Raw genomic sequence first — 11,487 nt, 5'->3', positions numbered from 1 at the left:
TAAAGTAATAGAAAATCCTCAACTTGAAGGCAAGGTCTATATTAGTCATGCCTATGTATTAGCGTATCTGGCAGAAAAGGAAGTAGAACGTCTTACTCTCAAATTAGCTGAAGCAAAAATAGGTATTGTGACCGCGTTACCCATTAGAAATAAAATGGTAATGCCTCTGCCTGCCCTGTGGAAACACGGAGTTAATGTCTTGACAGGAAATGACAACATTCAGGACCATTGGAGCACTTTAGGAAGCGGCAATTTACTGCTAAAAGCGAATACAGCTGCGGATCTGTATGGATTGGAAAGCGAATTTGAGTTGTCACGGTTGTTAAAAATGGCAACCAATAAAATACTTCCATTGGATGACAAGGGAAACTACCAATGGCCCCAAATAGGGGATGAGGCGAGTATGATTTTGGTAGACTCCAGTTGCTCCGCTGAAACTGTATCCAGAATGTTAAAAGTAAACTCATTAATCCATAAAGGAACCATCGTTTATTAAAGCACAAAATATGATTACTTCATTTTGCTCCCTGATGTGTAATTTGCCCCAAAATTACATTTTTTAGTCTATCTTTTATAACGTAAAAAGGAATAACAAGATACATTTGATTCTACACACGTCATTGAAGTCATGAACAGGGATGATATTAATAATGAAAAAAACAATGAAGGCAGCTGTCGTCAAGGAATTTCAAAAACCATTAATTATTGACAACGTTCCTATTCCAGAGCCTATGGCTGGGCAAATTCAGGTAAAAATAGCGGCCTCCGGTGTTTGCCACACCGATTTACACGCTGCCGAAGGAGATTGGCCGGTAAAGCCAACACCGCCTTTTATTCCTGGACATGAAGGAGTGGGATTTGTTTCTGCGGTTGGTGCAGGAGTCACTCATATTAAGGAAGGAGACAGGGTTGGAGTGCCCTGGCTTCACAGTAGCTGTGGACATTGTACCTATTGTTTAGGCGGTTGGGAAACCTTGTGTGAACAGCAATCGAATACGGGTTATTCAGTAAATGGTACCTTCGCTGAATACATTATTGCTGATCCGAATTTTGTAGGGCATATCCCCCAAAATGTTAGCTCTATTGAAATAGCACCCATCTTATGCGCTGGCGTCACTGTGTATAAAGGCTTAAAAATGACCGATACTAAACCCGGAGACTGGATTGTTATTTCCGGGATTGGCGGACTTGGCCATATGGCAGTACAATATGCAAAGGCCATGGGATTGAATGTTGTCGCAGTAGATATTGATGATAAAAAACTGGCATTAGCAAAGCAATTGGGCGCATCAATCACAATTAATACTTTAAACACTGATGCCATCTCCTTACTTAAAAAAGAGATTGGTGGGGCTCATGGAGTATTGGTTACCGCTGTTTCACTAAAAGCATTTGAACAAGCCCAAGGGATGCTTAGACGCGGAGGAACTGTTGTTCTTACTGGATTACCTCCAGGCTCATTTCCTATATCCATTTTTGATATGGTCTTGGATGGCATTACAGTAAGAGGTTCTATTGTCGGTACGCGTCTCGATTTACAAGAATCTATTGCTTTTGCAGCGGAAGGCAAAGTGAAAGCAACCATAACAACTGAAAAATTAGAACACATAAATTCGATTTTTGAACTAATGAAACAAGGGAAAATTAATGGACGCATAGTGTTGGATATGGAATCTTAATATTTTTCTAATAGAATTCGCCTCGCCCATAGCCTCTCGGGTTTCATCAACGTTTACCCCCCATATTCTTAGTTCTAATAGTACCATTCGCCTCACATTCTGCCCTAAAAAAAATTAGCTATGCTCTTTTAATGCGCCAATGATTTGAAAAATATGCTATAGTATCTTCTCTTTTTCATGATATTTCTCTAAATGCTCTATCGTTTAACAGCATACGAATTAACCATTTTTCTTCAATGGGTTAACGATGAAATGCCAACAGCTCCTCAAGAGCACGTGCGAGACAATAGATACTAAATTGAGTTATCAATCTATAGAGTCGCCAGACCGCTACACGATCTGGCTAATGAATCAATTGCTTAATAGGTTAAGCTTCTGGCACAACGAATATTGAAATCAACCCCCTTACCAACGCTGGCCTGAAAGCCACTGGTACCTCCAGCGTAATACTGGTACCACGCATTGTTTTGCGGACTGCCTGCGTGTTCAGTTGAACTCCAGTAGTCACCAGATAAATTACCAAATTGAAGTAGCGCCAAATTCGTATTAATATTCGCAAGCCCCGCAGGACACCCATAAGCCTGACCTGCACTACCCATTTGGCAAATGGCAGGCAAGTACCAAGTACCTGCCGGAACACCACCATTAGTGCTGTTATAGCAACTGGCTGCCGCACTGGTGCCAATTCCCCCGGTGTTCCTGATTGTATTGGTATTGCCGAAACCATCCCTTGAGTCCTGTGCAGTAGTAATTACGGTATTACTACCCCATTGCCCTGTGGTTAAATCAACGGTATCAACAACCTGCACAGTTGTTGCATCGGTTACCTCCCAAACCAAATACCCCTGAACAGAAAAAGCTAATCCCATCACTGGATTATTGCTGATATTGTCACCGATCACAGAGATATTCCTCTGAGCAACATAAGGCGTTACAGAGGTAAGAATGATATTACAACTGCCATTGTTAGGTGCAATACTTGTACAATTACTTGCATCTTGAGTTACCCCGGTCCAGCCTGAAGGTAAAGCAATAGAAACATTACTGGCGGCGTAAGTCGTGCCGGTATTAATTACCAGAATACTCAGCGAACTACTACCCACGGGTATAGCTCCAGAAAATACAAACAACGTAGTTGTATTGGTTACACAAGAAACATCAACATTGGTGATATTTGAACCACCCATTGTTCCCGTACCATTATTCACAGTACAGGTCTGTGCTGCCGGTTGAGACGATACCGTTACATTATACCCACTTCCCTGAGCAACTGCTGTGGTAAACGAAAAACTGCCATCGCTATTGCGCGTTAACGTATCGCCGCCATTGTTTCGCAAGGATACGGAACCGACAAGGCCTGTAATTGTACCGCCTAACGTATAGCTGTTCGTCGAGCAGGTGACCTGAACATCCGTAATGTGTGAACTGCCCATAGTCCCCGCACCATTGCTCACGGAGCAGGTCTGCGTGGCTGGTTGAGATGAGATTGTTACATTGTATGCGCTTCCTTGAGCGACCGTAGACGTGAATGTAAAACTGCCATCGTTATTGCGCGTTAACGTATCACCACCATTGTTTTGCAAAGATACAGAACCGACAAGACCTGTAATCGTGCCACCTACCCCATAACTGTTGATTGAGCAGGTGACCTGAACATCCGTAATGTTTTTCCCTCCCATAGTCCCTGTACCATTGCTCACCGTACAGGTCTGCGTGGCAGGTTGAGATAAAACCGTTACATTGTATGTGCTTCCTTCGGCAACTGCTGTGGCAAAAGTAAAACTGCCATCGCTATTGTACGTTATCGCATCGATTCCATTGTTTTGCAAAGATACAGAGCCAACAAGACCGGAAATAGAACCACCAACCATATAGCTATTCGTCGCGCAGGTTATCTGAACATTGGAGATATTAGAACCACCCATTATCCCTGAACCATTGATTACCGTACAAGTTTGTGCAACTGGTTGAGACGACACAGTTACATTGTACCCACTTCCTTCAGCAACCGCAGCGGCAAACGTAAAACTGCCATCACTATTTTGCACCAGCGTATCTCCTCCATTGTTTTGCAAGGAGACAGACCCAACAAGACCTGTAATCGTACCACCTACCGTATAACGGTTCGTCGAACAAGTTATCTGAACATGAATAATATTAGAACCACCCATTATTCCAGTACCATTGCTCACCGTACAAGTTTGCATGGCTGGTTGAGATAAGACAGTTACATTGTACCCACTTCCTTCAGCAACCGCAGCGGCAAACGTAAAACTGCCATCACTATTTTGCACCAGCGTATCTCCTCCATTGTTTTGCAAGGAGACAGACCCAACAAGACCTGTAATCGTACCACCTACCGTATAACGGTTCGTCGAACAAGTTATCTGAACATGAATAATATTAGAACCACCCATTATTCCAGTACCATTGCTCACCGTACAAGTTTGCATGGCTGGTTGAGATAAGACAGTTACATTGTACCCACTTCCTTCAGCAACCGCTGTGGCAAACGTAAAACTGCCATCACTATTTTGCACCAGCGTATCGCCGCCATTGTTTTGTAAAGATAGAGAACCAACAAGCCCAGAAATCGTGCCACTTACCTTATGATAAGATGGAGGCATGGTACTGTCTAACCGAAGTGAGGTAGGGGTCTGTGGACTTACTGCAAACAAGCAATACCCATTGGAATAAGGAGTGCAGCCAGTAATTTTATAGCCTTCGGTGAGGAGCTGAATTCCTGCAGCAGGATAAGAGCCTCCTGTTGCGGCACTAATCTGCAAATCCTGTGCACTTACATGGTATTTCTGGCACGACAAAGCCCCTTTACCATTTAAGCAGAACACAAGATCGGCTGATGCAGGAGCTCCTGACTCAACAACATTGAAGAAAAGTCCTGCTTTGGCGTAAGCCAATGAACTGAATAGTATCATTGCTGCAACAATAAATTTATTCACGAATCGTTTCATCCTCTATCCTTAATTACTTTATCACCATTCAATCCGCACTCAGTACAATACAGCATTCGCATACCGATTCTAAATAGCTGTTGTTTATATGTAAATAGAAGAAGGACTGCGACATGTTGGATTTATCGTCGCAATAAAAAACCACATAAAAAACATCAAGTGTAGATATTGCTGATACAGTAAAGAATGTGAAATCAATTATCCAAACGATAAAGATTATCCTGGATTTATTACTATATAACAGGATAACCTAGCATAAAGATGAATAGTATTGTCTTTAATAATGTACGTTTAGAAACTGGGTTCGAATATGATAAAGAAGGAGAAATATCAGGAACTCAAACTGATTTGTTTTGTATAGCGATAACAAATGGACGCGTAGTGCTCTTAACATGTCCTTAATTGAATTCGCAGCGCCCATGGGGGCACCTGATTTTATCTGGGTCTCATTTATCCCCGTAAAGATGAAAATGAGACCCTATAAAATGGCGATTAACTGAATATGTTCTTTGGGCGCTGGTTTAACCAAACTTCCCTATTTGAGAACATAACTCATTAATTTTTTCTTTAATCTCGCTTTGAGCACCAATAGACGTACGATCTCGACCATGTGGTAAATGAATATGCGTACCCCCAATTGTTGCACGAGAACCTGACGTCCTTCCCTTATGAGAAACTTCGATTCCGACAGGCTTCTCACTACTTAATAATTCGTATGCTTTTTTAGCATTAATAAAATCTCTGAAACCTAAGCTTTTAACTGGCTTATTATTCAGTTCATGTAATTTTCTAAGTGCTCTTTCTTTTCTCGCATCAAGCGGCTTGGTTTCACTTTTGGCAGGTTGAAATAGCCTGAAACTACTCGTAGAGGCACTCTCCTCTGTACTTTTCTCTTTCTGTTTACTACGGGATGCAGTTGGTTCATCGGAGCAAGTAGCCTCTATGCAGCTCTCAACTGGGGGTATAACCGGGCTCTCAGAACCAGATGCTTCCATATCCTGGCTTTCTTCCTCAACGACAAACAAGGCTTCAAAAAATTGTTTTCCGCCCCTCTCAATCACCACCCACTTAATGATTTCGTTGTTTGTAAGCTTTTGAAAGATTGTCATTGAAATAAAGTTGATTAATAATTTTGTTGGTACAGGTAAATCCAGTTCAAAATCATGCGCTTCAACTATCTGTCTCAGTTGTTCTAAATGCTCAAGGGTGCCTTCTCCATCAATAACAAGTGAGCGAAACAAGTATTGAACTGAGTCACCACATCCCTGCCTTGCTGCGTCAAAGCGCAAACTTATTTGCTCCATTTTATTTTTATTTTGTAACGCAAGAATATTAGCTAAATTATATTGATGAATCGGATGGTTCCCATCCAAAGCATAAACTTGTCGATATAAACGTTCAGCCTGTTTATATTCATGGCGTGTTTCTAATATAAGAGCCATTTCATTCATGACTATTAATGAGCACTCTGAGGGTAATGTGCTATTATTTAAGGACCAGGTAAGGCTAACGATTTCTCTAAAGTTCTCTAATCCCTCACCTAGATCCTCGTTTTGGCTAACAAATGCTTCTTTTGACATTACTTTGGCTTGTTCATGCAGTTCCTGATTCATTCTATCCAATGCATAACATAAAAAGGAGGCTTTATATTTATCATCACCAATAACGGCAGGATAATTGGCTGCACGCTTTGCGATTTCTCGCCAAAACTGATGAAGGTCAGCCGATGATGCATGCGCCTCATACCAATTAAACCATTTGATGGCCTCTGCCAACCTATCTTTATTTGAAATTTTATCCTGCCATTGAATATGCTCATCGAAGATATATTTTTCCAGCATAAATTTAGGCATACCCACCCCACCATGTATAGCAGACTGAAAAAGCCATTGAAAAAAGAATCTATCATTTTTTTCCGTGTCATAGTGTTCTACAAGGATGCTTATATCGCCATTGCTTTTTACTAATAAATTGAGCTCTGTCTCTAGTTTTTCCGTATACATTGGGTCTGTTGCACGCATGTTTTCCTTATGAAGAAATCGGGCATATTCATACATTGCATAAACATTAGGATAAAAAGCAGACTTTTCATAAGCAACAATAATCAATTCGCTTGAATAACTGTTGTTTGTCTTCGCTTGCAAGTGTTCTAAAACCTTCGCGGCTAAAATCCCACCGAGAGAACTTTTAGATTTCATTAACTGTACTATTTCTGTTTTTACGCGTTGTAGTTGCATTTGTAAGTTTTTTTGCACCTGTTCGGCTTGTCTGGCATTTTTGCATTCAATTACCTGTGGCTTAGTAATGACATCAATCTTCTCATACAAGGCTAAGAAGGTCTGATAGTCTTTAATCCAAATCTCGGCTCGGGACTTATGGCTTGGTACGCTTGATAAATCAGGCAATAGCGATTTGTCGACATATGCTGGAAATTTATCAGCAAGATAGTGGAAAAAAAATGGGGCAATCACATCTCCTTCTTCTAATGCCATATAAAAGTGAGCAACCACTTTGTTGATAGCATAAAATGGTGTGCTCATAGCACCGCGAGCATGTCCGGTTTCAAATTCAATTAAAAGTTTCAGGCCTTGATAAAACTCGTTGAGGATTTTTTCGCTGGTAAACATTTGGGATCACATACAAACAAAAAGTTCAAATATTATAATTTGTGTATATTAACAAAACCTTAAGTGGGTGTAATTTTTCAGTAACACCTATTTTGAGGCAGCAGCACTGCCTCAGAAGAAAAATGACAAAAAGCGAAGATTAAAATTGGCTCATACAACGTACATGGTTGGGGACAATTGGCGATTGAAGGAATGTCGTGCCATAAGAAGAAAAGTCAATCATTAATACTTCGAAGTAAGTTGAGGTCTGAGTCGAAGTCCAAAAGTATGACTGAAAGTCTCCGAATAGACAAGAAAAGTTAGGGCATAGTACATTATAGACTGCCGACATCTCATTTACGGCAGGAAGATACCATTCAGGCCCCAAGTTTCGACAACGTTGAGCAGCACAATTGCCAGGAGAATCAGTACAAAGGGAGTTAACAACAATAGCATCGGTATTAGCAACTCCATCTGTCGCACTTCTGGAGTTAAATACACCCGACCCTGAAATCCATGTCCATGTACTCTTAAATTGGATTGAACTATCAGCCACCATCTTACCGTTCATCCCATTGACCTCAAATATCAATCCATTAGGATAAGAAAAGGCAATAGGCATCGGGTCAGCGCCAGTGATAGTAATAGTACACGGTACATAAGGGGTATTGGAGCTTAACTCCAGCGTACAACTATTCCCAGAAGATAGATTAATACAGTTTGTATCATTTACAGAGAGCAAAGGGCAAGCTGCGTGATCAACTACCGTAAAGGAAGTCACAGGCCCCCCGATCGTGTCATAAGTGAGAGTCAAAGATAACGGCGTGCCACCACCTACAGGAACAATTCGTTCACTCTGTTCTGGGGAAAGCCTTACTTGGACCTGATCGGTTACAGTAGTACTTACCACTGGAGTATTGGTATTGCTTCCTGCTATCGCAATAAGAGTAGGTCCTTCCGGAGTGCCTGCAAGCAAGGTAATTGTGCAGCTCTGACCAATTGCAAGACTTGCACCACACGTGTTGTTAGATACACTAATATTACTGTTACTGGGAATGATAGGTGCTACATTCTGTGCCCCAGTTTGGGAGGTGATCCGATTTTGCACCGTGACAACAAATGTTTGATGTTCAAAAACGCGCACTACTGTTGGAATTACAGTGAGCATTGCCGGCGCTGATAAAGTTTGCACAGCTACATTTGCAGTATTCGTGTTGCTGCCACTAATAGCTATATCAGTAAGTTCCTGTGCGGCGGCGGCTGTAAAATTGACGACGCAACTCGCCCCAATTGGTAGATTTGGTCTGCATGTAGTACTTTGGATTCTGACATTACTGCCGTGAGGAATTGGTATCTGCAGATTCTGGGTCGCATCTTTTGATAACGCGCTGTTAGTTATAGTGATGCTTCCAATACCGTCAACAGGAAAGATTAACGTTGATGGTGACACACTAATTAGGGCACTGACAGCTGGGCCTCGAGTAATCTTTAAACTGTCATCACGACTGGGCCAATAACATTGATTTGGGTTCGGGCTGCCATTTGAGTTCGCTTGACATAATCGGGGACCACCATCAACTCCACCTTGGGGCAGTAGACGGCCAGTAATTGCAAGATGTAAAATACAGGAGTCATTTGCTTCTCCTTTAGGAGACAATTGGCAAGGAGCAACTTGGGTGACGCCAGTTGTTTCCCAAATCACCAGTTGTTTGGACCTGCTGGATTGATTTTGTACTAAGTATCGTACGTGGCCCTCAGCGTTTTCTGCTACGGTTTGGGTGGGATTGCTTCCTTTTACTGGCACGATAGTCCAAAGTGGCCCTGCTTGTGCTATTGTACCGGTCAGAAAGAGTAGAAGACAGATCAACATCTTGTTTATTAGAGTATACTTGAAATTTATTTGCATATCTTTATCCTTAAACTATATGAGTCAATTAACAACAAGGGCCAGAGGCTAAGCATTCATTAATGAAAATGGATAATCTGAAATTGAGTAACGAACGTAGATACTGCATTTAACGAACTCACCGCAACATCTGCTCTTAATTTATTCATCAAATCATATTCCAATAAATTATGAGACCGCTCCAAAACAATTGGCTACCTATTGAAACACAGTATCCTTAATTCTTAAACGCTATTTTTAAGATATGCTTATAATAAGAATGAAATGCCTCACCAACGTAAACAGAAAGAAGTAAGTAGCAAATTAAGGGGAGTTTGGGGAAGAAGCCTAAACGATAAGATAATACAGCAAACATATTTTTCCTTAATATTAATTCTATTTTTATAAAGTTAATTGGTTTAAAATCCCAATGTTAGGCTTCCTTTGAACAAATGGTGGAATGTAAAGCATTGTCAGTGTCCCAAAGACAACGATGTACTGTAGAGTCAATTACTTTGTCATACAGCAATAATTCCGTTGCTTCGACATGGAAACACCCAAATTGTCCCGAATCGATTTGAAAATCCGCATAGAGGCAATTCTCAGCAGAAATACCCGGTAAAATAATTGTGTCAATTGAGTTTTGTTGAACTGCGAATATAGCTTGTAAGCCTGGATCAGCAAAAATGGTCGGATGCCCATACACCACAACAGTGATGAAATCGTAAGTGTGCAGTTCAGTAAGAATTTTATCCCTTATTTTATCATAGGAATTCTGTCGATCATCTTCAGAAAAATATGTTGGATCAAGAGATTCTGACAATTTAGAATAACGCTCTATCCATTGTTTGGTAATAGGCTCATTAACCAAATATAAAACCTTGTCCGCACTGGTAGTATACGTTTTAAATTCAGTCGTAAAATGAGATATAGACTTAATGCCTGAACCAACTAAAGCTAATTTCTTAATGATAAATCCTTTTACTATCTAACCACTCTGGACATGTCGGCAAATTGTTCGGAAGTAATATAGCATGAAAAAACCATAATTAAATCCTCATAACCTTAACTACAACTGATGTTCAAACTATAACAAAAGTCTGTAAACTAAGTTTGCAAAAATGATATTATTCCCTCGAATAACAGTCCCCCTCTTGATGAGATTTGTAGTTATCTATTTTGTCAGAGTGATAAAATCTGAATAAGGATAATCATGTTGTTACAGAATTGTTTGAAGCTGCATAGAAAGGAACTGACATGTTAAAATGTACTATTCTCGATGATTATCAAAAAGTTGCTACCTCGTTTGGAAAATGGTCGCTAATTGAACCTCATGTAAAAGTGCAGTCATTCCAGCATCATTTTTCAAATGAGGATGACTTAGTTAATGCCGTGGTTGAGCAGGATATTCTTGTAATTATGCGAGAACGTACTTTATTCAATGCGCAAGTACTTTCTCGTTTACCTAATTTAAAGCTACTAGTAACCTCTGGTATGCGCAATGCTGCAATAGATCTTGAATATGCAACAAAACAAAGTATTGCCGTATGTGGGACGAATAATCTTTCTGAACCAGCAGCAGAACTCGCTTGGGCGTTGATTCTGGGCATGGCGAGAAATATCCCCCAAGAAAACTTAGCTTTGAGAACAAACGGTTTATGGCAAAATACTATAGGGACTGGGTTAAATAACAAACAGTTAGGTATTCTGGGATTAGGAAAAATAGGTACTCAAGTTGCAAAAGTAGGTAAAGCTTTTGGTATGAATGTCATGGCATGGAGTCAAAATTTAACCACGGAACGCTCATCCTCTTGTGGGGTCTCATTAGCTCCCAGCAAAGCATTTTTGCTGGAAAACAGTGATTTTGTGACGATTCATCTTTTATTAAGCGAACGAACTAAAAACCTGATCCAGGCCGCTGACATTGCACGCATGCGCTCTTCAGCCTATTTGATCAATACTTCCAGAGCACCTATTGTCAATGAAAACGCTTTAGTTCAAGCATTAATGGATAAACGCATTGCCGGTGCAGGCCTAGATGTATTTGATGTCGAGCCGTTACCTATGGAGCATCCGTTTAGAACGCTCCCTAATGTGTTGGCTACGCCTCATATTGGGTACGTGACGACAGAAAATTATAAAATATATTTTGAGCAAGCAATTGAAAATATTATCGCCTTTTTAAATAACAATCCTGTCAGAACATTAACTACTACTGATGCTCAAACCATAGCAGAGATTAATTAAAGACTGAAAAATAAAGCCAACACTTTGGATATTAATGGAATAACGGAAGGCTTCCATCGAAAGATGAAACTAATACAACGAAGGGCATATGGATTTAG

7 protein-coding genes and 1 pseudogene are annotated in these 11,487 nt (G+C 40.6%); 4 read left to right on the top strand and 4 right to left on the bottom strand.

What is annotated here, in order from left to right; genetic code table 11:
• Positions 1–496: amidohydrolase family protein (locus tag Q0495_RS13510; RefSeq protein ID WP_367274429.1), on the top strand; the 496-nt coding region annotated here is incomplete at its 5' end.
• A gap of 154 nt (positions 497–650) precedes the next feature.
• On the top strand, positions 651–1,679 hold the full coding sequence (adhP, locus tag Q0495_RS13505; protein WP_298627224.1) for an alcohol dehydrogenase AdhP: 1,029 nt from the start codon (positions 651–653) through the stop codon (positions 1,677–1,679).
• A gap of 359 nt (positions 1,680–2,038) precedes the next feature.
• Here the strand turns inward: adhP and Q0495_RS13500 are convergent, their stop codons facing one another.
• The 4 genes from Q0495_RS13500 to Q0495_RS13485 all read right to left on the bottom strand — a co-directional run bounded on the left by Q0495_RS13500 (position 2,039) and on the right by Q0495_RS13485 (position 10,073).
• Positions 2,039–4,651: a hypothetical protein gene (locus tag Q0495_RS13500; protein WP_298627222.1), complete on the bottom strand. Its 2,613-nt coding sequence runs from the start codon at positions 4,649–4,651 to the stop codon at positions 2,039–2,041.
• A gap of 521 nt (positions 4,652–5,172) precedes the next feature.
• Entirely contained in the window at positions 5,173–7,278 is a 2,106-nt protein-coding gene (locus Q0495_RS13495) for a hypothetical protein (protein ID WP_298627220.1), read from the bottom strand.
• A 139-nt stretch (positions 7,279–7,417) separates the two neighbouring features.
• Positions 7,418–9,163 carry a hypothetical protein gene (locus Q0495_RS13490; protein WP_298627218.1) on the bottom strand — a complete coding sequence of 582 codons (1,746 nt, stop codon included), beginning with the start codon at positions 9,161–9,163 and terminating at the stop codon, positions 7,418–7,420.
• Positions 9,164–9,575: 412 nt separating this feature from the next.
• Entirely contained in the window at positions 9,576–10,073 is a 498-nt protein-coding gene (locus Q0495_RS13485; protein WP_298627225.1) for an SAM-dependent methyltransferase, read from the bottom strand.
• A 326-nt stretch (positions 10,074–10,399) separates the two neighbouring features.
• On the opposite strand from Q0495_RS13485, the gene Q0495_RS13480 reads away from it, so the two are divergent.
• Both Q0495_RS13480 and Q0495_RS13475 read left to right on the top strand, forming a co-directional pair.
• Positions 10,400–11,389, top strand: a complete 990-nt coding sequence (locus Q0495_RS13480; protein WP_298627216.1) for a D-2-hydroxyacid dehydrogenase family protein — start codon at positions 10,400–10,402, stop codon at positions 11,387–11,389.
• A gap of 33 nt (positions 11,390–11,422) precedes the next feature.
• A pseudogene (locus Q0495_RS13475) lies at positions 11,423–11,487 on the top strand (transposase); the annotation flags it as partial.

Source organism: uncultured Legionella sp. (assembly GCF_937871865.1).
Classification (GTDB): domain Bacteria; phylum Pseudomonadota; class Gammaproteobacteria; order Legionellales; family Legionellaceae; genus Legionella.
This window is presented reverse-complemented; position numbering and strand designations above follow the sequence as displayed.